The 23,511-nt window shown below is 42.9% G+C and carries 23 protein-coding genes; 9 read left to right on the top strand and 14 right to left on the bottom strand.

Annotated elements, in window-relative coordinates; all coding sequences use genetic code 11:
* Positions 1 to 42 precede the first annotated feature (42 nt).
* Positions 43 to 1,248 carry an MFS transporter gene (locus JSY36_RS15125; protein WP_205167006.1) on the bottom strand — a complete coding sequence of 402 codons (1,206 nt, stop codon included), beginning with the start codon at positions 1,246 to 1,248 and terminating at the stop codon, positions 43 to 45.
* A gap of 83 nt (positions 1,249 to 1,331) precedes the next feature.
* Here JSY36_RS15125 and JSY36_RS15130 point away from each other — a divergent pair, with 83 nt between their 5' ends.
* Both JSY36_RS15130 and ispG read left to right on the top strand, forming a co-directional pair.
* Positions 1,332 to 1,694: a hypothetical protein gene (locus JSY36_RS15130; RefSeq protein ID WP_122896427.1), complete on the top strand. Its 363-nt coding sequence runs from the start codon at positions 1,332 to 1,334 to the stop codon at positions 1,692 to 1,694.
* A gap of 117 nt (positions 1,695 to 1,811) precedes the next feature.
* Complete coding sequence (ispG, locus tag JSY36_RS15135) at positions 1,812 to 2,933, top strand: flavodoxin-dependent (E)-4-hydroxy-3-methylbut-2-enyl-diphosphate synthase (RefSeq protein WP_122896426.1); 1,122 nt, start codon at positions 1,812 to 1,814, stop codon at positions 2,931 to 2,933.
* A gap of 69 nt (positions 2,934 to 3,002) precedes the next feature.
* Here the strand turns inward: ispG and JSY36_RS15140 are convergent, their stop codons facing one another.
* Positions 3,003 to 3,398 carry a DUF308 domain-containing protein gene (locus tag JSY36_RS15140; protein WP_122896425.1) on the bottom strand — a complete coding sequence of 132 codons (396 nt, stop codon included), beginning with the start codon at positions 3,396 to 3,398 and terminating at the stop codon, positions 3,003 to 3,005.
* Positions 3,399 to 3,510: 112 nt separating this feature from the next.
* Between JSY36_RS15140 and JSY36_RS15145 the strand changes: the two genes are divergently transcribed.
* Entirely contained in the window at positions 3,511 to 4,080 is a 570-nt protein-coding gene (locus JSY36_RS15145; RefSeq protein ID WP_122896424.1) for a 5' nucleotidase, NT5C type, read from the top strand.
* A 441-nt stretch (positions 4,081 to 4,521) separates the two neighbouring features.
* Here JSY36_RS15145 and JSY36_RS15150 read toward each other — a convergent pair whose 3' ends face one another.
* Genes JSY36_RS15150 through JSY36_RS15165 form a run of 4 tightly spaced genes read right to left on the bottom strand, consistent with a single transcriptional unit; the run spans position 4,522 to position 7,445 of the window.
* Positions 4,522 to 4,944, bottom strand: coding sequence for a Fur family transcriptional regulator (locus tag JSY36_RS15150; RefSeq protein WP_122896423.1), 423 nt, complete (start codon positions 4,942 to 4,944; stop codon positions 4,522 to 4,524).
* A 19-nt stretch (positions 4,945 to 4,963) separates the two neighbouring features.
* Positions 4,964 to 5,803 carry a metal ABC transporter permease gene (locus JSY36_RS15155; RefSeq protein WP_336511502.1) on the bottom strand — a complete coding sequence of 280 codons (840 nt, stop codon included), beginning with the start codon at positions 5,801 to 5,803 and terminating at the stop codon, positions 4,964 to 4,966.
* Between the two features lie 11 nt (positions 5,804 to 5,814).
* Entirely contained in the window at positions 5,815 to 6,645 is an 831-nt protein-coding gene (locus JSY36_RS15160) for a metal ABC transporter permease (RefSeq protein ID WP_205167007.1), read from the bottom strand.
* Entirely contained in the window at positions 6,642 to 7,445 is an 804-nt protein-coding gene (locus JSY36_RS15165; protein WP_122896420.1) for a metal ABC transporter ATP-binding protein, read from the bottom strand. Before JSY36_RS15165 ends, JSY36_RS15160 begins: the two co-directional genes overlap by 4 nt.
* Positions 7,446 to 7,624: 179 nt before the next feature.
* On the opposite strand from JSY36_RS15165, the gene JSY36_RS15170 reads away from it, so the two are divergent.
* Both JSY36_RS15170 and JSY36_RS15175 read left to right on the top strand, forming a co-directional pair.
* Positions 7,625 to 9,148 (top strand): Ppx/GppA phosphatase family protein, encoded by a 1,524-nt coding sequence (locus tag JSY36_RS15170; RefSeq protein ID WP_205167008.1) that lies wholly within the window; start codon positions 7,625 to 7,627, stop codon positions 9,146 to 9,148.
* A gap of 121 nt (positions 9,149 to 9,269) precedes the next feature.
* Positions 9,270 to 11,381, top strand: coding sequence for an RNA degradosome polyphosphate kinase (locus JSY36_RS15175; RefSeq protein WP_272873303.1), 2,112 nt, complete (start codon positions 9,270 to 9,272; stop codon positions 11,379 to 11,381).
* Positions 11,382 to 11,455: 74 nt separating this feature from the next.
* On the opposite strand, the gene JSY36_RS15180 is transcribed toward JSY36_RS15175, so the two are convergent.
* From JSY36_RS15180 to JSY36_RS15195, 4 genes are all read right to left on the bottom strand, one after another.
* A complete protein-coding gene (locus JSY36_RS15180; RefSeq protein ID WP_205167009.1) occupies positions 11,456 to 12,184 on the bottom strand; it encodes a transglycosylase SLT domain-containing protein in 729 nt (242 codons plus the stop codon).
* A 303-nt stretch (positions 12,185 to 12,487) separates the two neighbouring features.
* Positions 12,488 to 13,357, bottom strand: coding sequence for a metal ABC transporter permease (locus tag JSY36_RS15185; protein WP_122896417.1), 870 nt, complete (start codon positions 13,355 to 13,357; stop codon positions 12,488 to 12,490).
* Positions 13,354 to 14,112 carry a metal ABC transporter ATP-binding protein gene (locus JSY36_RS15190; protein ID WP_122896416.1) on the bottom strand — a complete coding sequence of 253 codons (759 nt, stop codon included), beginning with the start codon at positions 14,110 to 14,112 and terminating at the stop codon, positions 13,354 to 13,356. The genes JSY36_RS15185 and JSY36_RS15190 overlap by 4 nt, the downstream gene beginning before the upstream one ends.
* A 354-nt stretch (positions 14,113 to 14,466) precedes the next feature.
* On the bottom strand, positions 14,467 to 15,819 hold the full coding sequence (locus tag JSY36_RS15195; protein WP_205167010.1) for a two-component system sensor histidine kinase NtrB: 1,353 nt from the start codon (positions 15,817 to 15,819) through the stop codon (positions 14,467 to 14,469).
* Between the two features lie 197 nt (positions 15,820 to 16,016).
* Here JSY36_RS15195 and JSY36_RS15200 point away from each other — a divergent pair, with 197 nt between their 5' ends.
* Positions 16,017 to 16,286: a DUF2624 family protein gene (locus JSY36_RS15200; protein WP_122896414.1), complete on the top strand. Its 270-nt coding sequence runs from the start codon at positions 16,017 to 16,019 to the stop codon at positions 16,284 to 16,286.
* Between the two features lie 77 nt (positions 16,287 to 16,363).
* Here JSY36_RS15200 and JSY36_RS15205 read toward each other — a convergent pair whose 3' ends face one another.
* Positions 16,364 to 17,254, bottom strand: a complete 891-nt coding sequence (locus tag JSY36_RS15205) for a deoxyribonuclease IV (protein ID WP_205167011.1) — start codon at positions 17,252 to 17,254, stop codon at positions 16,364 to 16,366.
* Positions 17,255 to 17,280: 26 nt separating this feature from the next.
* A complete protein-coding gene (locus tag JSY36_RS15210; RefSeq protein WP_205167012.1) occupies positions 17,281 to 18,600 on the bottom strand; it encodes a DEAD/DEAH box helicase in 1,320 nt (439 codons plus the stop codon).
* Between the two features lie 458 nt (positions 18,601 to 19,058).
* On the opposite strand from JSY36_RS15210, the gene vrrA reads away from it, so the two are divergent.
* From vrrA to JSY36_RS15225, 3 genes are all read left to right on the top strand, one after another.
* Positions 19,059 to 19,670, top strand: a complete 612-nt coding sequence (gene vrrA / locus JSY36_RS15215) for a VrrA/YqfQ family protein (RefSeq protein ID WP_205167013.1) — start codon at positions 19,059 to 19,061, stop codon at positions 19,668 to 19,670.
* Positions 19,671 to 19,811: 141 nt separating this feature from the next.
* Positions 19,812 to 20,306: a CarD family transcriptional regulator gene (locus tag JSY36_RS15220; RefSeq protein WP_122896410.1), complete on the top strand. Its 495-nt coding sequence runs from the start codon at positions 19,812 to 19,814 to the stop codon at positions 20,304 to 20,306.
* A gap of 144 nt (positions 20,307 to 20,450) precedes the next feature.
* Positions 20,451 to 21,401 carry a 4-hydroxy-3-methylbut-2-enyl diphosphate reductase gene (locus tag JSY36_RS15225; protein ID WP_205167014.1) on the top strand — a complete coding sequence of 317 codons (951 nt, stop codon included), beginning with the start codon at positions 20,451 to 20,453 and terminating at the stop codon, positions 21,399 to 21,401.
* Positions 21,402 to 21,623: 222 nt separating this feature from the next.
* Here the strand turns inward: JSY36_RS15225 and JSY36_RS15230 are convergent, their stop codons facing one another.
* Positions 21,624 to 22,745, bottom strand: coding sequence for a Nif3-like dinuclear metal center hexameric protein (locus JSY36_RS15230; RefSeq protein ID WP_205167090.1), 1,122 nt, complete (start codon positions 22,743 to 22,745; stop codon positions 21,624 to 21,626).
* Positions 22,739 to 23,455: a tRNA (adenine(22)-N(1))-methyltransferase gene (locus JSY36_RS15235; protein ID WP_205167015.1), complete on the bottom strand. Its 717-nt coding sequence runs from the start codon at positions 23,453 to 23,455 to the stop codon at positions 22,739 to 22,741. The genes JSY36_RS15230 and JSY36_RS15235 overlap by 7 nt, the downstream gene beginning before the upstream one ends.
* Positions 23,456 to 23,511 lie beyond the last annotated feature (56 nt).

Below are 23,511 nucleotides of genomic sequence, written 5' to 3' on the forward strand. Positions count from 1 at the left end.
AACCATATCTTACCTGTAATTCATCTCTGTGAAAAGACTCATTCAGCCTCTTTGTACGACCAGACCTGTGTGCGGATACGTTACTTTAACCCATACTGCCGCAGCTAAAATGAGAACAAGCGATTTAGCAAACATCCCCCATTCGTCAAACATCCACGAGCTGTATACTGCCGGCCCGAATGCCACACCAAGAAAACGGATCGTGTGATAAAAAGAGACCACCATTCCCCTTTCATGTTGTGAGACGGCAGATGTAACGAGGAGGTTACAGCACGGAAGAAAAATTCCGATTCCTGCTGAAATGCACATCAGATAGATGACTGTTAATAATAAAGAATTCCCTACCAGTGCCAGAGTCAAAGGTATGCCGATCAACATAAAACCGAGAGTAAAACAGGACCGGATCCTTTCGGGATTCTGCCCTGTTTTTTTTCCGGAATAATAGGAAGCAATGGTAAACACCGAAAGAGGGACAGCGATAATGACTCCTTTCACTGCACCTCCAATCCCGTACACCCTCTCACTTTCATAACTCAAAAATACAAGAAGGCCAAACAGAAGAAACAATGCTGCTCCGCCTGAAACCATAACAGGAATCAGCCAGCGGGCTTCTCTTTTAATGGCAGAGAAGACAGTATGCAGGTATTCTTTCATCTTCAGAGGCGGATCATCTGATGGAGTTTCATGAATGTATTTTGAAATGCCTGCGAGAGCCAGTACCGAAAGGAGAAAGTAAATCCAAAAGGTGCTTGTCCAGATAACGAGTGCTGCCAAGGCACCGAGGAGCGGACTTACAGCTTTCCCCAGTCCGTTAAACACTTCCATGATACCGAGAGCTGCACTTCTTTTTTCACCATTAAAGATGTCCCCTATAAATGTCATAGCAAGGGAAGCGGTTCCTCCTGCTCCTACCCCCTGAATGAAACGGCCAATGAGAAGGATCCAGTAAGACATTTCTCCCGGTATGAGCATCGCCCCGGTACATACAACACTGCCGAGTGCAATGGTTGCAAGTGAGCTTATGACCACCCGTTTCCTTCCAACCCGGTCAGAAAGAATGCCCGTAAATGGAATGGATAAAGCTGCAGGCACAGAAAAAACCGTCAGGATAAGGCCTGATTGAACTGCTGTAATACCCAAATCCACTTCCATCGTAGGAAGAAGTGGAATAAACATGGAATTTCCGATAACCATTAAAAATGGGAGCAGACCGAGCATAAATACAATTAACTTTTCCTGTTTTGACATTTATCAGATCACCTTATTTTTTGTCATAAAAAGATGGGACAAGCATACGAATAGGATATAACCGTGAACGGGAGGTGCTTTTAATGAAGCAGTTATTGATTTTCGGCCTTGTCGTGGTACTTGCCATCAGTGTTTATTATGATCTCACTGAAGGGACCTTACCCAACACAACCAACGGGTACGAAGATACAAGTCAGGAAAACAGTCCTGTGACCGCACCACCTCCTGCTGATACCCTTCACTACCAGGAAGTGATCGTTCAATCAGGTCATACTGTTTATACTATTGTTAAAGCCCTTCACCAGGACGTGCTCCTTGATGCAGACTTTGAGAAGATTGTAACTGATTTTGAAAAGCTCAATCCCGATGTAAATGCTCACGATATCAGAATTGGCAGCACCTATCGCTTCCCTGTATATAAAGAAACTCTGCAGCAGACATCATAACCTCTCTGCCCCGGTAAAAATCTAAGTCCTTGCCAGTATCACAGCCGGTTGGTACAATGTGTGAGGACAGTAATTTATTGATTTTTATTCTTACTAATATAAAGGGGCGATCACGCAGTGACTCAAATCACCCATCGTAAAAACACGCGTCCGGTTCAAGTCGGACCGCTGACAATCGGAGGCAGCGACGAAGTTATTATTCAAAGTATGACCATGTCTAAAACGCATGATGTGGATGCTGTTACAGCTGAGATTCTCCGTCTTGAAGAGGCGGGATGTCAGATTGTACGTGTTGCCTGTCCGGACATGCGTGCAGCAGAAGCCATTCCGGAGATTAAAAAACGCATTAACATTCCACTTGTAGTGGATATTCATTTTGATTACAAGCTCGCTTTAAAAGCCATCGAGGGCGGTGCGGATAAAATACGGATCAACCCCGGAAACATCGGCCGCCGTGAAAAGGTGGAAGCCGTCGTTAAGGCTGCCAAGGAAAAGAAAATCCCAATCCGTATCGGTGTAAACGCAGGTTCTCTTGAGAAAAAAATTCTTGAGAAGTACGGATATCCTACAGCTGACGGGATGGTAGAGAGTGCCCTTCACCATATTAAAATCCTTGAGGATCTGGACTTTCATGACATCATCGTTTCCATGAAAGCTTCAGACGTCAGTCTGGCTGTTGAAGCTTATGAAAAGGCCGCAAAAGCATTTGACTACCCTCTACACCTTGGAATCACAGAGTCAGGTACCTTATTTGCAGGGACTGTAAAAAGTGCTGCCGGCCTTGGGGTCATTTTAAACAAAGGAATCGGTAATACAGTACGTATTTCATTAAGTGCCGATCCTGTTGAAGAGGTAAAAGTAGCCAAAGAACTTTTAAAAACATTCGGTCTTGCAGCTAATGCGGCTACTCTTATCAGCTGTCCTACATGCGGACGTATTGAAATTGATTTAATCAGTATTGCAAACGAAGTGGAAGAATATATCCAGCAGGTAAATGCACCAATTAAAGTCAGTGTTCTCGGATGTGCAGTTAACGGACCCGGTGAAGCAAAGGAAGCGGACATTGGTATTGCCGGTGCGCGCGGCGAAGGGTTACTGTTCAGACACGGAGAAATTATCCGTAAAGTTCCGGAAGAAATTATGGTCGATGAACTTAAAAAGGAAATCGATAAGCTGGCAGAGGCACACTATGAGGAACAACGAAAAAAAGAAGCAGAGCTTGCTGCGCAGAAAGACTAAACTGATTACAACGAAAGGCGCACACGTTTGAGTGTGCGCCTTTCATCTGGAGTTTTAAGGGTTTTACGGTTAAAAGAACGGTGACAAAAACAAACTGATAATGATTGAGAAGGCTCCGATACCAATTGCCGTATATCCGAGACCGGCATGCCCCTTGGCACGGGTGATAAAGCCCATTACGATTGCCGCTGCCCCTAAAATGACAGGCAGGAAAAACAAGCTGACAATAGCCAAGGCTACAGCAATTGCGCCTAAGCCCTTGCCTTCTGTTGCGTCTTCCGTATAATCCGCTTCTCCGTCATTATCAGCGGCCGTATCCGTCAGCCGGGCATCCGGTGCTACCTCAGCAGCCGTTTCTTCACGGTATTCGCGGTCATACTCCTGATCGGCTTCCCGTTCATTAAAATCGTCTCGTTCTTCTTCCACAAGACGCAAATCACGCTCTCGCTTGTTGCGTTCGTCCATGGTTCTCCCCCTTTTATCATTCGGACGTAACCATAGTATGCGACGAGCCCGGGGGTCTGACCCCGCACAATTGTGTGTAAATACTGGAGATAGGAAGGTGTTCTAAGTAAATATGAAGAATTTATACAGGTTTGGCATTGATATTGATGGTACGATTACGGATCCGGCAACGTTTATTCCGGCTTTGAACGAACATTTTAAACGTGAACTGACACTGGATGATATCACGGAGTATGATTTAAGTAATGTCCTGGGAATCAGTAAAGAGGATTTCTGGACGTGGATGCAAAAGCATGAAGGAAACCTCTACTCTGAGGCTAAGCTTGCTGCAGAAGCTAAAAAAACCCTTCTGGAGTGGGAAAGAAAACACGAGCTTTTTTACATCAGTGCCAGAAACAGCCGCTTTTCCGAGCTTACAAAGGACTGGTTCGATACGAATAAACTACCCTACCACCACATAGAGCTTATTGGAAAGCACGATAAAATCGGAGCTGTTAAAAAGCACCGCGTACATGCTTTTTTTGAAGACAAACACGACAATGCTGTAAACATTGCCGAGGAGTGCGATATTCCTGTGGTGCTTATGAATACACCATACAATCAGGACCCTGTCCCAAAGCTTGTGCATCGGGTTAACAGCTGGCAGGAAGCCAGACAGACTGTCCGCAATTTATTTGAATAAGGAATTAAATTTTAGCGTAGCATTTATTTTGATGAGAGATGCAGGAATATCAGTGATAAAAAAAGCCGGACCTGTGCCGGCTTTTTTTGTTTTTGAAGGATTTTTAACACTCAAGCCGAATATACGTTCGCAGAAAGGATGATGATTTTGATACGAAAGCCTCGCAACATACCTCTGAAGCTTCTCACGGTTTACAAATGGTTCTAAATTAACAAGGCTGTTGCAAAGATTAGCTGTTCCCCATAATTGGGTACGAAAAAGTGTATTTATGATTTTAATCAGCTGTTCAAAAGCACAATTGAAAAATATACTAGCGAAACTGAAGAATAAAACTCTAATCCTGAAAAATAAACTGCGAAAAGTAAAAAATCCATCCAAAAAAACAAACCACTCAGACTAAAAATCCACACAAAAACACCGCCCAAAAGGCGGTGCTCTCCACTATGCGCGCTTCTCCCCACATTCCCCGCAATATCCGTATATCTCAAATTTATGTCCTGTGATTTTAAAACCATCCGCATCATCTTCTATAGCATCCATCGGGCAATTATGAATATGCTTTGTCTTACCGCAATCCACACAAATCAGGTGGTGATGATGATCAGAGGTGGAACAGGCAAACCGGAATTTTTTTTCACCTTCGAGTTCCGTTTCCTCCAAAATCCCCAACTCCGTAAACAGAGATAAGTTACGGTAAATCGTATCAAAACTCAATCCCGAATATCTGGCTTGTAAAGATGCGAGGACATCCTTCGCTGCCAGATACCGTTTTTCGTCAGAAAACAAAGTAAGAATATCTTCACGTTTATCCGTATATTTGTACCCTTTATCCTTCATAATCGTTAACGCTTCTTTTACATCCATACTCGTATACCCTCCCGTTTTATGCTAACCCGGTTCTGAACCGTTTCAATACAACAGCAGCAAGAAGTAAAACGACACCTGTTACAACAATCATCCCGCCTGTTGCCACATTCAGATGATAAGAAAAAAAGATTCCTCCGATCATTGCCAGTTCACCGAACACAATGCCGAGAATGACAACCTGACGAAAACTTTTCGCCAGTTGAATGCTTGCTGCAACAGGAAGAGTAACCATGGCACCGACAAGTAAGATCCCCACGACTTTCATTGACATTGAAATCACAAGTGCAATGAGAAGGGAAAAGAAAAAGTTAATCCGCCGCACCCCTATGCCGGATGTTTTTGCAAACTCCTGGTCAAATGAGATAGACAGCAGTTCTTTATAAAACATAATAAGAATCGTTAATGCAAGAAGTCCCGTAAAAAAGATAAACCCAAGGTCTCCGAGGCCTACAGTGACAATGCTGCCGAACAAATAATTGTACCACTCGTTATAGGACCCTTGGGAAAGGCTGATTAAAATGGCACCAATCCCGATTCCCGACGATAAAATAATTGGTATAGCAAGCTCCTGAAAATGCTTGTAAATCTGTCTTAATTTTTCCACAAGCAAAGAACCGGCAAGAGAGAAAACAAGCCCTGTATAAAGTGGATTAATAAAGCCCAGCCATAATGCAGACTGGCTTAAAAAGACCCCTGCAGCAATTCCTGTTAAAGTAATATGGGATAAAGCTTCTGAAATTATTGTAATTCTTCTCACAAGTAAAAATGCCCCGAGGAGCGGGCAGACAAACCCGATAATCAAACCGGCAAGAATGCCCCGTTCCAAGAACGTAAGTTGCTGTAATAGTTCCATCATTTACACACCTTTTACACCCGTTTTCGAGTGAGCAGCACAACCACTAATAAAATTATAACGTTAACAATTACGATCGTCCCTCCTGGAGCAAGATCCAGATGAAACGCACTTACAAGGCCGGTAATGACAGATATTTCCCCAAACAGGACGGCGTAGATAAACATCTGTTTAAAGCCTCTGGCAAGCCGCATGGCTGCAGCTACAGGAAGTGTCATTAATGAAGATACGAGCAAAATTCCCACTATCCTCATTGAAGCAGCAATAACAAGGGCGACCATGATAATAAACAAAACGTGCAAAAAGCGCCGTGGGATTCCTGCTACTACGGCCTGATCTTCGTCAAAACTGAGGAAGAACAGCTCTTTATAGAACAGAATAAGTAAAAGAGTAACAATAGCCGTTATAGCAATAATCAAATGAAAATCCGACCGGCTCACAGCCACTACGCTTCCGAAGAGGTAGTTAAACAAATCATTATTAAATCCATTTGCCAGGCTGATAAACACAACACCGATCCCGATCCCGGCAGATAAGATGATAGGAATAGCCAGCTCTTTGTAGTATACATAAACGGTCCGGAGCCTCTCAATCATCAAGGCCCCGCCGACAGAAAAGGCTGCTCCCATATAAATAGGGTTTAAACCGGCAAAAAAACCGTAATACCTTCCGAGTAAAAGACTGAATGCTATACCGGATAACGTAATATGCGACAAGGCGTCAGCTATAAGGGATAAGCGCCTTACCACAAGAAAGACACCAAGAAACGGTGCAAGAAAACCAACCATAAGTCCCGTATACAAGGCATATTTTAAAAAGTCATACTGAAAAAATACGCTGATCAAGACTCACGACCTCCGTCAGCGGAATGATCATGGTGGGGGTCATGGTTGTGTGTAATAATCTGGACGTCATGACCGTACATTCTGGACATCATATCATCTTCCTGCTCCTCATACTCTTCCGTGTCACCATGGAAGTGAAGGTGTTTATTTAAGCAGGCTACATCCGTCACATATTCAGTCATCGCTCCAATATCATGGGTAACAAGAACAAGGGTAATGCCTTTATTGCGATTTAAGTCCTTCAGCATCGTGTAGAAGCGCTTCACACTTTTGGCATCCACACCTACAGTCGGTTCATCTAGAATTAACAGCTTCGGCTCACTGACTAATGCCCGGGCAATAAATACCCGCTGCTGCTGACCACCGGAAAGCTGGCCGATATTTTTGTGCATAAACTCTTCCATCTCTACTTGTTCAATCGCTTCTCTTACCTTTTCTTTATGCTTTTTGGTTAAAAATCGAAAAAGCCCTACCTTCCCGTACAGCCCCATGGAAACAACTTCAAAAACCGTTGCAGGGAATCCACTGTTAAAACTGTTCGCCTTTTGACTCACAAAACCGATGTCCTCCCATTTATGAAAGCGTCCAAGCTTTTCACCGAACAAGCGGATTTCCCCTTGTTCAGGATTCAAAAGCCCTAAAAGGCATTTGATTAACGTCGACTTCCCAGATCCATTCGGACCGACAAGCCCAAGAAAGGATCCCGGTTTAATCGACAAATTAATATCTTCAAGTACATTACGCCCATTATAGGCAAATGAGAGGTTGTTTATTTCAATAATTGATTGCTTTTTGTCCATAGTATCCACAGCCCTTTATCGCTGTCGTTTAAGAACGATTACGATTTATTCCTTCCAGTAGTATACATGAGGGGTTTATGTTTGTAAACATTACAGCACCGGGGCGGGGCTCAGTCGTTTTTCAAGATAAAAACGTTTATAATGAAGAGCAGAATCCTACCTTTTAAGGACGTGATGATATGCATAAACAAACAGCCATTATCGATTTGGGCTCGAACTCCATTCGTCTTGTTATTTTCGAAATTAATGAAGACCGGTGTTACCGGGAAATTCAAAACCTGAAAGTCGTTGCCCGTTTAAGCTCTCATATAATGAATGACGGAAGCCTTTCAAATAAAGGAATGAATATAATTAAGGAAACTCTGGACCGTTTTTGCTCTGTACTTGACCGGTACAATGTTAGTGAAATACGCGGAGTTGCCACTGCTGCCGTGCGAAACGCATCAAACCGTCCGGAAATCGAAAAGCTCCTCAAAGGCTATACTGAAATGACATTTGATGTTATTTCAGAAAAAGAAGAAGCCTGTTACGGCTACCTTGCTGTTGTAAACTCTACTGATATCAGCACTGGAATTACCGTCGATATTGGAGGTGGAAGTACAGAAATCACCATTTTTAAAGACCGAAAATTAAAACATTACCACAGCTTTCCTTTTGGGGCATTGACCCTGAAACAGAACTTTCTTGAAGGCGACTCTCCCCTCCCCTCCGAAACAAAAAAACTCAGCCGGTTTTTACTTCAATCATTCGACTCTCTCCCCTGGCTTAAAGAGGCTGCCGGTCCTGTAATCGGGATCGGGGGAAGCGCAAGAAATCTTGCTCTCGTTCATCAGCATAGTATAGACTATCCCCTCTCAGGACTTCATCAATTTGAAATGACATTAAAAGATGTGGTTTCTGTTTATGAAAGACTGGAATCCATGACACTGAAAAAGCGCCAGCAGGTGGATGGCCTTTCTAAAGACAGAGCCGATATTATTCTGCCGGCTATCGTTGTTATTCAGACTCTCATTGAATACACCGGGTCCCAACAATATGTGGTAAGCAGCAAAGGCCTGAGAGAAGGTGTGTTTTTCGAAACCCTGTTAAAAGAAATAGGAATAGAGACCTTTCCAAATGTAACAGAAGAAAGTTTTTACCAGTTAAGCCGTAATTATAATCTTGACTATGATCACCAGAAGCGGATCTCTGTTCTTGCCACCTACCTGGCACATACACTTAAAGAACATACAGGAGAACCGGCCAGCCATGAGGATATACATCTCCTTCAGCTGGCGGCCAGGGTTTTTTATATCGGAGAATCAATCCATCCGGAGTCGAGATCACAGCACACCTTTTACCTCCTTACTAATCAGTCCATCCACGGTCTCTCTCATGGCAAAAGGCTCGGTGTAGCCCTTCTCGCATCTTTTCGTAACCGTTCTCTTTTGAATCAGTATGCAACTCCCTTCAGACACTGGATTAAAGAGGATGAGTTTTCCCGTTACGAAAAGCTCGGTGCCATTTTAAGGCTTGCTTACGGACTGGACCGGTCTAAACAAGGATCGGTTGAAAAAGTGCTTCTTGCTCCTTCAGACAGTAAAGACGTGCTCCACTTAAAACTTGAAAAAAGAAAAGAAGCTTACTTCGAGGAGTTTCATGCACAGAAATATAAAAAACATGTTGAGCGTGCATTTGGGATAAAAATTGATATTCTCTCTTAAAAACAGCAGTGGCGGTTGCTGAAAACACCGTGCAATAGTACCACGCTCCTAAAACTTGCTTTACTTTCGTTTGCTGCACTCGGGTCATTAAAGAAAGATTGATGATGGATGGTGAAAGCCGATGATGAAAAATACATCTGACAAAACGGGCAAAAAAAATGCAGATTCAAACAACCCGGCTTATTACATTAACCGGGAATTAAGCTGGCTTGCTTTTAATAAACGTGTTCTGGAAGAAGCGGCTGATGAACAAAACCCTTTACTGGAACGGTTAAAGTTCCTTGCGATTTTCAGCACAAATCTTGATGAGTTCTTTATGGTACGTGTTGCAGGCCTTAAAGACCAGGTCAAAGCTGGATTTAACAAACCGGAGAACAAGGCAGGGTTAACACCAAGAGAACAGCTTCAAAAAATCAGCATGGCAAACCACCAGCTTGTAAAACACGAATATGAATTGTTTAACGAAACCATTAAGCCTCAGCTTTACAAAGAAGACATCCGGTTTCTCACGATTAAAGAGCTCTCCTCTGACCAGCTTATTTATATTGAAAAGCAATTTAACCAGTATATTCTTCCTGTATTAACACCAATAGCCATTGATTCCCGCCGTCCCTTTCCTATGCTGTTAAACAAAAGTTTAAACCTGGCAGTTGTGCTGGGCGGTGAACGCGAGAAGCTGGCAATTGTTCAGGTGCCAGCTCTTTTAACCCGTTATATTGAGCTGTCCGGCACAGAAAAAACAAGACTGTTCATTATGCTGGAAGAGGTAATAAGTCACTTTATTGACCGTCTGTTTACCGGCTTCAAAGTTAAATCCGTATCTCCTTTCAGGATCACACGAAATGCAGATCTGACGATTCATGAAGAAGGAGCACGGGATCTTTTGAGACAGATTGAAAAAGAACTGATAAAACGTAAATCCGGAGCTGCTGTAAGGCTTGAAATGCAGGCGGGAAACATGGAGCAAAAAGTACTGATATTTTTACTAAATGCTCTTGATATTAATCAGGATGATGTTTACGAAGTTAAAGGACCGATTGACCTCTCCTTTTTGATTTTCTTTTATCAGCAACTTGCGCCTTATTTTGAGCACCTGGTCAATGAAACACTTATTCCAAAACCACCACTGGACCTGATCAATGAAGGTGATCTATTTTCAGCTGCATTAAAGGACGATCTCTTATTCCATCACCCTTATGAGTCATTCCAGCCAATCGTAGACTGGATTACCCAGGCTGCAAATGATCCGGATGTACTTGCCATAAAACAAACACTTTACCGTGTAAGTGGTGATTCTCCTATCATTAAGGCACTTGCCACTGCTGCTGAGGGTGGGAAACAAGTAACGGTCCTCGTGGAGCTCAAAGCACGCTTTGACGAAGAAAACAATATTCAATGGGCTAAAAAACTTGAGAAGTCAGGCGTACACGTCATCTATGGTATTACCGGCCTGAAAACCCATAGTAAAATCACCTTAATCGTTCGTCAAAATCAAGGGAAGATTGAACGGTTTGTCCACCTGAGTACAGGAAATTATAACGATACTACCGCTAAGCTGTATACAGACATAGGAATAATCACCTGTAATGAAGAGTTCGGGGAAGATGCCACCAATTTCTTTAACCACTTAAGCGGGTTCAGGAGTAAACCGAAGTGGAAAAAAATCTATACATCTCCATTTGGCATCCGCGATCAGTTAATCAGACTTATCGACCGGGAGATTGAAAACCAAAAAAATCACGGAAGCGGCCGTATTTTGGCCAAAATGAACTCACTGACCGATAAGACGATAATCCTAAAGCTTTATGAAGCCAGTCAGGCCGGAGTAAAGATTGATTTAATCGTCCGGGGAATATGCTGTTTAAAACCCGGAATCTCCGGAGTGAGTGACAATATTACAGTAAGGTCAATCGTTGACCGTTTCCTTGAACACAGTCGAATCTTCTACTTTTATAACAATGGAGATGAAAACACATATCTTTCTTCTGCAGACTGGATGACCCGTAATATGGAAAAAAGAATCGAAATTCTTTTCCCGATTGAAAGTGCTTATTGTAAAGCAAGAATTAAAGAGATTTTTGATATTACATTAAAAGATAATACAAAAGCACGAATTCAGACTAAGGATGGCTTGTATAAATATATAAAAAGAAAGAAAAATGAACGACCTGTACAAAGTCAGCTCGCCTTTTACCAACTTGCTTCAGAATACTTCCTGGATGAAGAGGAATAAAAAAGTCATGAAAAAGAGAGCGACTAAAAGGCTGCATACCTTATGAGTCGCTCTCTAATGCAAAGCTGCCAATATTAGTAATCCAGTGTGACCAACTGCTGGTTTTCTTCTGCATTCTCCTGAATTTCCACAGCATACCAGCTTTTTGCATCTCCATGTTCTTCAACGTAAGCTTCCATACCGTAAATTCCACGGTGATACGCGGTCAGGGCGTAATCCCAGTCTTCGTACTGGCTGTACAGGAATTCCAGGTAAACTACAGACAACTGTATGGAATAAAACGGGTCAAATAGCAGATCGTCTTCATAAGGGAGGTCTGCCATATCAGCAATCCAGGGACCGGTATTCTTCATAAACTGTGCCATTCCGTAAGCATGTCCATACTGGGTTTCCGGACCGACTGTTTCAGGGTCAAAAGTATCACCTGTTTCAACTCTTAACAATTCATACACAAGAAACGGGTCAATGTTTTTTCTCTCTGCTTCAAGTGCAAGAAATGTGCCCCACTCTTCCTTAAACCTGCCGTCACTGTCTTCATATAAATGATCAGCTATAATTGAAGCACGCTGCCAGGAGTCATAACCTGCCAGTTCATAATCGTCCGGAAGGGTGTCGATATAGGTCTCCATTCTCGCCATTTCTTCCTCCAGAATCTGCTGCTCTTTTTGTTTTTGCTTTTCAGCTTTTATTTCTTCAACCTGCTCTTGCATTTGAATATTTTGGAAAGCGAGTACAATAGAAGTACCGCCAAGTAATACAAAAGCGGCTGCTGCAATAAAGATTATCCGTTGGTTTTTTTTCATGAATGAATGTCCCTCCTTGGAGAACAGTCAACCTCTCTTACACGAGAGTATATAATACGCCCATTCGACAAATTTCGCAAACGGGTCATTGTTTCTTCCCCGGCTTTAAACAGAGGTCATCTGTCTCCACAAAGAATTACCTCTGAATTACTCTATCAATCTCCGTTATTCTCCTTTTTCCAACACAGGTCCATGATCGGGCTTGAATTACTGCCTTTCAAACCCTTTTGGTAATTTGTGTAAAATAAAAGAGACTATCTATGTCTGATAATCTCTTTTCCCTATATTCAACTGTTAAAAACATTAACTTTGCCTCGCACTTACTGAACGGAAAAACCTGAACACGATTCCCTGTCTGGGCGAAAAGAAGAGTGCCAGACAGAATAAGGCTGAAGCGACCAGAACAATAGAAGCTCCCGAAGATACGTCGTAAACAACCGAGAAAAACAGACCGACTACTGCTGAAATAACACCAAACAAGGCTGACAGGCCGAGCATAACCGGAAATCTGTCAGTTAGAAGGTACGCAGTCGCCCCAGGTGTAATTAGCATAGCAACAACGAGGATAATTCCTACTGTCTGCAGCGACGCTACTGTTACAAGTGAAAGAAGCAGCATGAGCATATAATGAATAAACTGTACCGGAAGTCCGGTTGCTTTTGCCATTGTTTCATCAAAAGTACTGAGAAGCAGAGGACGGTAAAAAATAAATACTGCCAGGAGAACAAATACCCCGATACCAAAGGTTATCCATAAATCCGTTCTGGAAACAGCGAGTACATTACCAAATAAAATATGCCACAAATCAACACTTGAGCCACGCATAGCTGTAATCAGAACCACCCCAAGGGCAAACATGGCAGTAAACATGATTCCTATAGCTGAGTCTTCTTTTATCCTGCTGTTTTGTGAAATATAACCGATTGAAAGAGCAGTAATTACACCGGTAATAACCGCACCGATAAAAAAGTTGACGCCGATCATATAGGCAATAACCACACCCGGCAGAACAGCATGGGAAATAGCGTCCCCCATGAGGGCCATGCCTCTTAGGATAATATAGCAGCCAATTACACCGCAGATGATCCCTACGAGTACCGCTGCAAGCATGGCATTTTGTAAGTAGGGATACCGTGCGACCTGATCCAAAAAGCTTAAAATCTGTTCAATCATTGGCTCACCACCAGAAAACCTTCATTATCATCTAAAACGGCTGCACTCCCCTGATAAGCCCGCTTTAAAAACTCAGGAGTGTAAACATCCTTTACTGAGCCGGCAGAGATTAACTCCTGATTCAACAAAATAAGCTGATCAAAATATTTCTCTACTTTGCTTAGATCATGATGCACGACAAAAATCGTCTTTCCACTGTCACGCAGCTGATGCAAAAGCCTGACAATGATTTCCTCAGACTTCATATCAATCCCTACAAAGGGTTCATCCAGAAAGAAGACATCGGCATTCTGCGCCAAAGCACGTGCAATAAAAACACGCTGCTGCTGACCTCCGGAAAGTTCTCCAATCTGTCGTTTTGAGAACTCACTCATACCCACTTTTTCAAGGGCATCCTTTGCCATTTCCCGGTCTTTCCTTGAACTTCTCTTATACCACGGGATATGGGCAAACCTCCCCATCATGACTACGTCCTCAACTCTTACGGGAAAATCCCAGTCAATAGAATTTCTCTGCGGCACATAGGATATTTGCTTACGGTATGTTTTGATCGTTTCTCCAAACAAACGCACGTTTCCTTTTGCTTTTTCCAAACCGAGTATGGCTTTGATCAGCGTGGATTTACCCGCACCATTCGGTCCGATAATCCCGATAAGCTGGCCTTTATCAACAGAAAAGTTAATATCCTTTAATGCAAGATGGCCGTGATAATGCACGGACAGCTCCCGCACATCAATGGTGTCATGTAAAGCCATAGTGTATTTCCTCCTCTTCTATGCACAGTATGATAAACGTCCATATTAGATATCATCTGTAATATATGATACGCGCTAAGGATGTGTGCCATGCGCGAAAATGTTGTACTTAAATTAAAAAGTTGCACTAAGTAAACTTTTCTTCTTACGTACAATTATAAAGATCTCAACAGAAATTTTCAATCATTTATCTTAAACTGCAGACTTTCGCTTATTGAGACAGGTAGTTTCGCACCTCAGCATGTCACTGTATTTCCAAAGGCTTATGCAAAGCCTGAAATAAATAAAAAAAACTGCTTCAGAAGGGGATCTCCACCTTCCGAAACAGTCATTTTACTTAACAACAAAAACGCATCAGGGCTCCATCTCAACGTAAAGGGGAAGAGTAATTATTACTTTCGTTCCTTCTCCCGGTTCACTTTCAATATCCAACGTCCCCTTATGCTCCTCGATAATCCTCTTGCATAATGGGATACCTATACCTGTACCCTTATCTTTGGTAGTAAAAAAAGGCTTATAAATTTCTTCCAGGACATCAGGCGGCATACCTGGACCGTAATCCTGAAGTTCGATAGAATATGTGTCTCCGTACGTTGATGTAAGCATCGTAAACTTACAGTCCTTGTCTTCTTTTTCGTAAGCTTCAATTGAATTTCTAAGCACATTAAGTAAAACCTGCCTGATCATTTGGTCATTCACATACAGATAGCGCCTTGAGTTTCTTATGGAAAAATGAAAATCAATGTCATGCAGAAGACACTCAGACCTGAAAATCATCAGCATGGACTCCATTAAATCTGAAGGCAGAACATATTTTTTATCAATTTTTTTTCTCGACATGGACAGGAAATCTTCGATAATCAGATTCATCCGGTCAATCTCAGAGGAAATGGTCTCGTAATATTTGTTCAAACTGTTAGACAGCTTGGAAAGCTGAATAAACCCTTTAATGACAGACAGAGGGTTACGCAATTCATGTGCGACTCCCGCCGCTATCTGAGATACACTTTCCATCTGCTGCTTATACGTCAGCAGTTGTTCAAACCTGTGCTCAACTGTTTCATCCTTAATATAGACAGACAGTAACGTCGGCGATAATAGATGACCATAAATCGTCAGACGTATCTCTTCTTTCTCGAATACAACAGCCGCTTTGCGATTTTCCATATTTACAATATCCGCAAGCTTTGAAATTGTCCGGTGAAATGAATAGTCATCATTTAAATATGGTTCGTCAGTGTTAAGAGGTTCGTCAAGGGTTTTTAATACATCAGTAAAGAGGTGGTTGCAGGATCGGACTCTTCCTTCTACATCAATCGTAAAAGAAGGAATCGGTATATGTTTTAAGACATCTATCAGGTCTCCGGCCTCTTCTTTAACTTTCTTCCCTTTTAACAGCACACCCTCTGAAAGTGCCATACCTTCAAAATGCATCAGCTGCACACGATTGTTAACTGTCATTTCAAAATAATCACTGGATGCTTTTTTACCCTCTGAGAGCTTCCTTAAAAAAACGTGAAAGCGATCCGCTTCGTGCTCATGAAATAATGTGAAGAATGTTTTACTGTTTATCGTTCCCTGCTCTTCAGATGGTATCGTAAGTGAAACAAGGGTGTCATTTTCATCGAAGACGAGCAGCCATTCTGAAGACATTTCTACAATGGTTTCCATTATTTCTTCGTTTTTTATTAGAGTATGACAGTCCATGCCCAGGATATCCCCCATTTCTTCATGGCAGGTTTTATTTCAAAGAGTCTTTATTACAAAGTATACAATATTATGGCAGTAATTTCTTTATAAATTTTCAGAAAGCTTTTACAATACATTTTATTGCCCCATATTTATGAAACGAAACGACCTGTTCTGCATACGTTAATAGAAGTGTATAAAGGAGGGAATCCCCTTTGAATCCATTTATTCAGCAGTTGGTAAATCAGAAGATTAATCAGTTGGATGTCAAAGAACTGATGCGTCTGAGCAAACAATATAAAATTCCACTCACAGTGAGGCAGGCCAAACAAATTATTGCTATCCTGAAAAAACAACCAGTAGACGTGGGAAATACAAAACATATGATTACTTTGCAAAACGAGTTAAAAAGCCTTGATCCGTCCCTTTATAAAAAAGCAGAAAAACTGCTTGAACCCTATAAGGATTATATCAACTGGCCATGAGTTCAAGTTTAAATTTACAGAACAGCAAAAAAGGCTGACTTAAAAGGATATTCCTCTTAAGCCAGCCTTTCTTTGGTTTACACACCCATGATTTTCTCTTTTAAGTCTTCCTGAAAACTTCGTTCCTTAATCATGTTAATTTCAAAACGGTATGGTGCTTTTTTATTCTTTTTATCAGTACCTACATAAGGAGTTTCAAGAATCTTAGGGACCGTTTCAAAAGCATCGTGATAAATAACCTTTGTGAGTGCTTCAAAGCCGATATGACCAAATCCGATGTTTTCATGACGGTCTTTATGAGCCCCGCGCTCGTTCTTACTGTCGTTCACATGAAGAACCTTTAAACGGTCAAGTCCAATAATACGGTCAAATTCATTAATTACCCCATCGAGATCGTTAACAATATCATAACCCGCATCGTGGACGTGACAAGTGTCAAAGCACACACTAAGCTTCTCATTATGATTAACACCATCAATAATTCTGGCAAGCTCATCAAAGTTCCGGCCGCATTCAGATCCTTTTCCTGCCATTGTTTCAAGGGCAATCTGAACGTCTTGTTCAGGATCCAAGACCTCGTTTAGACCTTCAATTATTTTTTCGATCCCTTTGTCCGCTCCGGCACCAACGTGAGCACCCGGATGAAGCACAATCTGTTTGGCACCGATAGCTTCGGTACGGTCAATTTCACTTTTAAGAAAGTTGACGCCAAGTTCAAAGGTCTCTGGCTTTTGCGAATTGCCGATATTAATGATGTAAGGAGCATGTACAATAATATTACTGATCCCGTTTTCTTTCATATGAGCAGTGCCCGCTTCAATGTTAAGCTCTTCAATCGGCTTTCTCCGTGTATTCTGAGGTGCTCCTGTATAGATCATAAATGTCGTTGCACCGTATGAAGCTGCTTCTTCACTTGAGGCAAGAAGCATTTTCTTCCCGCTCATGGAAACGTGTGATCCGAGTAGCATGTTATCCTCTCCCTGTATTGCTTTCTTTATTTTCTTTTTGCCCGGTTATTTCTCTTGGTTTCAAGCCTCCGCTGGCGCTTTCGCTCCTGCTCCACTTGAAGCTTGGCTTTTTTCTTGTATCCAGGCTTTACTTTTTTAGGTTTTGGTGTTTTAAGCTTAATCTCGCTGTCCACCGGCTGGTTTTGAATTCGTTTCCGGCGCATCTTCTGCTCAAGGTCGACCCATTCGTCTTTTTTAAGGTCTTTATATATAAATGGGATTCCTTGTGATTCAAGTTTTTCAATGGACTGCTGGTCTTTTCTGTTTATGATCGTTGCTGCAATTCCATCCCAACCTGCTCTGGCGGTACGGCCAACCCGGTGTACATAATACTCCAGCTCTGTCGGAAGTTCAGCGTTGATGATATGGCTGATTCCCTTTACATCAATCCCACGGGCAACAAGGTCCGAAGCTACAAGATACTGAACTTCTGCATCCCTTAGCTTCTTCATCACCTTTTTACGGTCTCTCGGAGGGATTCCACCGTGCAGCTTTTCAGCGTTCAAACCAGCTTCAGCAAATGCAAGATACACTTCATCTACCATTTCTTTTGAGTTAGCAAAAATGACACAAAGGAATGGATTAAAGGCTTTTGCTATTTGTACGGCCAGATCTTTAACGTCCCGGTCACGGTCTGGAATGAGCCAGTGTTCTATCTTCTTTGGTGATGCCTGTTTCGGCTCAACCTTCACATGTTTGGGCTGCTTCATATATTTACGTAAAAAAGGCTGGAGCTTTTCCGGGATTGTAGCCGAGAATACCAGCATCTGCAGATCATCTCCCATTCGGGAGGCTGCCTGATCCACATCCTCAATAAACCCCATATCAAGCATCTGATCAGCTTCGTCTACAACAAGCATTTCTGCATGATGAACATCAAGGGCATTATCTTTTACCAGGTCATTTATGCGTCCCGGCGTTCCAACAACAATATGAGGAGGTTTTTTCAGTTTTTCAACCATTCTTGCACGGTCAGTTCCCCCGGTCACAAGCTTCGCAGTCACTGCTCCTTCTGAATGGGAGAGTACTTTCATGAGTTCATCATACAGCTGCTGGGCAAGTTCCCTGGTCGGTGCAGTAATAACAGCCTGAACGTGACGTTTGTCTTCATTTATACGGTCAACGATGGGAAGTAAAAAGGCAAGTGTCTTCCCAGTTCCTGTCTGGGATTGTCCTATGACATCGGAGCCATTCCGGATTGCCGGAATAAGCCTTTCCTGAATTTCCATAGGCAGATCAATTCCCTGCTCAATAAGGGCATCGATAATGTAACCCTTTAATTCAAATCGTTCAAAATTATGCTTCATTTATTCTTCCTACTTTCCTAAAACACTTGTCCGGCATTTGTACCAAACCTGTTTTTTCCATTTTTCGCGTCTAAATAACTGTTTCTCAGCATACACTAATTATATATTTTAACACGGACAAGGTATCCTGCGCCAGCAGCACTTACAAATGATTTAAAAAGGGCTTCTGACGGGCTCCTGCAGGGTCGGTAATCCGGAGTTGACTGTAATAACCTTCACTACCTTCCTGTCCTCGAAAGACCACGGAGAGTCTGTAACGTCAGGGTTGTGTGCCTCCCATACAAAAACTCCATAAAAAAGACCACCGCCCAGACCAATTCAATGTGTGTGCATATAACTAATAAGAGAATACATTGCATGTGAAAGGATTGGTAGGTATGTTTGGTCCACGCCCCTTACCACCAGGAAGTCAATCGTCCTTCTCTCCCTTTATGAGAGGACCCGGTCCGGGAGCTGGTATGTTTCCGGTCCGGGGAGCTGCCGGTCCATTTGGCGGCTCTGCTTTCGGCCCGCCGCAGCAGGCTGCAATGAGACAAGGTGGCGGGTTACTCTCCCGGCTTTTTGGAGGAGGAGCACAGGCAGCCGGGTCTTCTGCAGGAGGGTTTGGCAGCTTTGGTGGATTCGGCAGTTCAGCTGGTGCCGGAGCCTCTGCGGGAGCGGGTCCCCTCGCCTCTTTGACAAATGCAGTCAGCAGCGGTGGCGGAATCAATTCTGTTCTTGGTCTTGTCCAGAATGCACAAAAAGCAGTTCAGGTAGTCCAGACTGTAGGTCCTATGGTCCAGCAATACGGCCCGCTTGTGAAGTCGCTCCCGCAGCTTATGGCTATCATGAGAGCCAGTGACAGTGACGATGAGTCTGCCGTAATGGATGAAACAGATCATTCGAATGACACAGATAATGAAGAAGTTGTTGAAATCAACAAACCGGCAAAAGCTGCCGTCAGTAAAAAGAAGCCTTCCTTCAGGCCTGTTAAAAAACGCAGGAAGCGCCCGGCAGGGAAAAAGACTGAAAAAAATCCCGGAATATCAAAAAAGGATGACCGGCTCCCCGGCCCTAAGCTTTATGTATAAAGAAAGTCAGTCTTTTAAAATAAGGCTGATTTTTCTTTCTTATTTATTTTGTATTGACGAAACTTGTCCATCATAGTAAAATTTTTAATTTATATCTTTTTGTGGTAAAATAACTCTTATAACCGTAATGGAGGAATGTATATGTTCAAAGTCGGTGATCACGTTGTTTACCCGTACCACGGTGCCGGTACCATTAAAGATATGGAAGAAAAAGATATTTTAGGCGAAAAAATTAACTACTTCGTTGTTTTCTTTCCACTGAATCACGTTACGTTAATGCTTCCGGAAGGCCGCGTTAAAGAATCCGGACTCAGAAAAGTGATTGAGACTTCCAAAGTCGACGAACTCGCTTCTGCATTAAGTCAGCCAGACCTCAACGCCTCCAAAAAAGAAGCTGCAAGACCGTATTCAAAAGAAAATGAAACCCTTTTGAAAACCGGCTGCATCATGGACGCTGCCAGTGTGATAGCCAACCTGACATCTAAAGAAGGCGAGCGTACAAACGGACTTCATATGGAAGACCGAAAAAACATGGACCGTGCCAAACAGTTCATCGCTAGTGAATTAATGCTTGTAAATGATATTTCTGAAGAAGAAGCCTACGAATTCATTATGAAGAACTCCCAAGGCGCTTAATAACAAAGGTGCTCCCGATGCAGGGGGCACCTTTTTTTGACTTCGTTGCAAAAGGCAAGGTGGTTCCCCTTTTCACTTATGTGCTTTATAATGAGGGGTGATACTTACTTATTTGATAATGTCTCTTAGGAGGAATGAATAAATATGGACGTTTTAAAAATATCCCCGCGAGGCTATTGCTATGGTGTTGTTGACGCAATGGTTCTTGCAAGGCAGGCAGCTGAAAACCTGGACCTGCCACGTCCGATCTATATTTTAGGTATGATCGTACACAACAAACACGTAACCGATGCTTTCGACGAAGAAGGCATTATTACCCTTGACGGACCGAACCGCCTCGACATACTGAAAAAAGTGGATAAAGGTACGGTGATTTTTACTGCACATGGTGTATCACCGGAGGTCCGTAAACTGGCTAAAGAAAAAGGGCTTACAACAGTAGATGCAACCTGCCCTGATGTGACACGGACACATGACCTGATCCGGGAGAAAAAACAAGAAGGCTACCACGTGATCTACGTAGGTAAGAAAGGGCATCCTGAACCTGAAGGGGCTATGGGTGTAGCACCGGATATCGTTCATCTTGTTGAATCAGAAGCTGATGTGGAAGAACTCACAATCGATTCTGACCGTATTATTATTACAAACCAGACAACCATGAGTCAGTGGGATGTTAAAAACATTATAAATAAAGCGTTGAGTAAATATCCTCATGCTGAGGTTCATAACGAAATTTGTATGGCAACCCAGGTGCGGCAGGAAGCAGTGGCTAAGCAAGCAGGAGAATCAGATCTTCTCTTAGTTGTTGGCGACCCGAAAAGTAACAATTCCAACCGCCTTGCACAAGTTTCTAAAGAAATCGCCGGTACTCCGGCCTACCGAATTGCCAACGTCAACGAGATTGATCTGAGCTGGTTAAAAGGCATTTCAAAAGTCGCTGTCACATCCGGCGCAAGTACACCTACTCCGATTACAAAAGAAGTCATCAAGTTTCTTGAACAATTTGATGAAGAAGATCCAGGAACATGGAGTACCGTCAGCCAGGTTAGGATGAGTAAAATCCTTCCTAAAGTGAAAAAGAAACAGGCGCAGTAATGAATGAAGGATTTTTTCGTAAAGATTGTTGCTTTCCCTTTCTGATGGTGCCGAAGTGTCTGCGACTCCTGTGGCAATGGAGGCACCGTCACGGAAAGCAAAGAGCACACAGGCTTCATCTTCCTTCTCTGGACCCGGAGGAAGGACAAATAACGCCATTCAACAGCGAAATCAAAGGCTGCATCAGAGGCATAGGACTCTGGTGCAGCCTTTTTCTTGATCTTAAATAAACTGAAACGGATCTGTATTTACTTTGGAAGTGATAACCTCCGTGCTGTATTTATTTTCATCAATAAAAGCAGAAAGGAAACCTGCCACTCCTTGTTTCATAATTTTTTCTACGTTATGACCCGGGTCAACCATCATCAGACCTTCCATCATTGCATCGTGTGCAACATGATAGTATAAGTCACCGGTTACAAATACATCGGCGCCCTTAAATAAAGCCTGGTTCACATATTTATTACCATCTCCGCCAAGAACGGCAACCTTTTTCACCTTTTTATCCAAATCGCCGACTACTCTGGCACCTCTTACACCGAATGCCTCTTTCACATGTTCACCGAACTCTTTTAAGGTCATTTCATTTTTGAGTTCACCTATTCTTCCAAGGCCAAGTTTGCTGCCCGGCACCGCCATTTCATATAAGTCATAAGCCACTTCCTCATAAGGATGGGCATTCGTCATCGCACGAACCACACGCTTTTCGATTGATGCAGGAAATACAGACTCAATCTTTACTTCGTCCACATATTCCATCTTTCCCTTTTCCCCGATATGAGGGTCCGTTCCCTCTCCCGGCCTGAAAATTCCTGTGCCTTTCGTATTGAAGGTACAATGACTGTAGTTTCCGAGGTGACCGGCGCCCGCCTGCCCCATAGCTTCTCTGACCTGTTGTGCATTTTCTTCGGGAACATACACCACGACCTTCTTCAATGGGTCCTCAAACGTTTCTACGAGGACTTCCGTCTCTTTAATACCCAATGCTTCAGCCATAAGGTCATTAACGCCGCCCGGTGCCACATCAAGGTTGGTATGAGCAGCATAAACGGTAATATCGTGTTTGACCAGCTTCTCTATCGTCCTGCCGTATACCTGATCTGTACGAAGGGATTTTATCGGCTTAAAAATAATCGGGTGGTGTGCGATAATGAGATCCACACCGGCCTCGATTGCCTCATCTACCACCGGTTCGATGACATCCAGTGCTACCATTACCTTTTTAACCGGCTTGTTTAACGTTCCGACCTGAAGTCCTATCTTATCTCCCTCCACAGCATAGTGCTTCGGAGAGAAAGCTTCGAACGTCTGGATAATGGCCTGGCCGTTTGCGTGCTTCATGATAACTCCTCCTCCAACCATATAAGATATTGATCAATTTTCTTCTTCTTTTCGGTTAATGCTGCTGTGTTTCCACCTTTGGACAATTGCTCTTTCACTTTCTTCAGTTGTTCTCTTTCCTTAGACCACTTCAATTCAAACGCTGAATTTTTCTGCTTCATTAAAAACGGCCCAAGCCACATCTCTTTTTCAAGCTCATGTTTGTTATAAACTGCTTCCGGTGCTTCACTCCTTGCAGCAACCAGGATTTCATAAATATGACCATCCTCTTCAAGAATCTGCTCATCAATTAGCGACCATTGATTGTCATAGAGCCACTTCCTGACATGATCAGAAGCAACGTTCGGCTGCAGGATCAGCCTTTGAACGGAAGCACCCAGTCTTTTTTTCCCGTCCTCTAAAATCCTGACAATCAAGGGACCTCCCATACCTGCAATTGTAATGACGTCAACCGTTTCGCCGTCCAGCACCTGCAGGCCGTCACCCAGTTTGGCATGAATACTTTCTTCCATGCCCTTTGCGCGAATGTTTCTATGGGCCGCATTTAATGGACCTTCATTTACCTCTCCGGCAACTGCTGTAATAATCAGGCCTCTTTCCAAGGCATAACAAGGAAGTTTCGCGTGGTCAGACCCGATATCTGCAAGGCGGGACCCTTCCGGAATGTATGAAGCAACTTTTTTTAATCGCTCAGATAACTCTTGTGGTTTCATTTTTTTCACCTAATCAGTATGTATTTTAAATAGACAAAAAGAAGGAACAGATCATC

It is taken from the genome of Alteribacter salitolerans (assembly GCF_016901055.1).
GTDB lineage: Bacteria > Bacillota > Bacilli > Bacillales > Salisediminibacteriaceae > Alteribacter > Alteribacter keqinensis.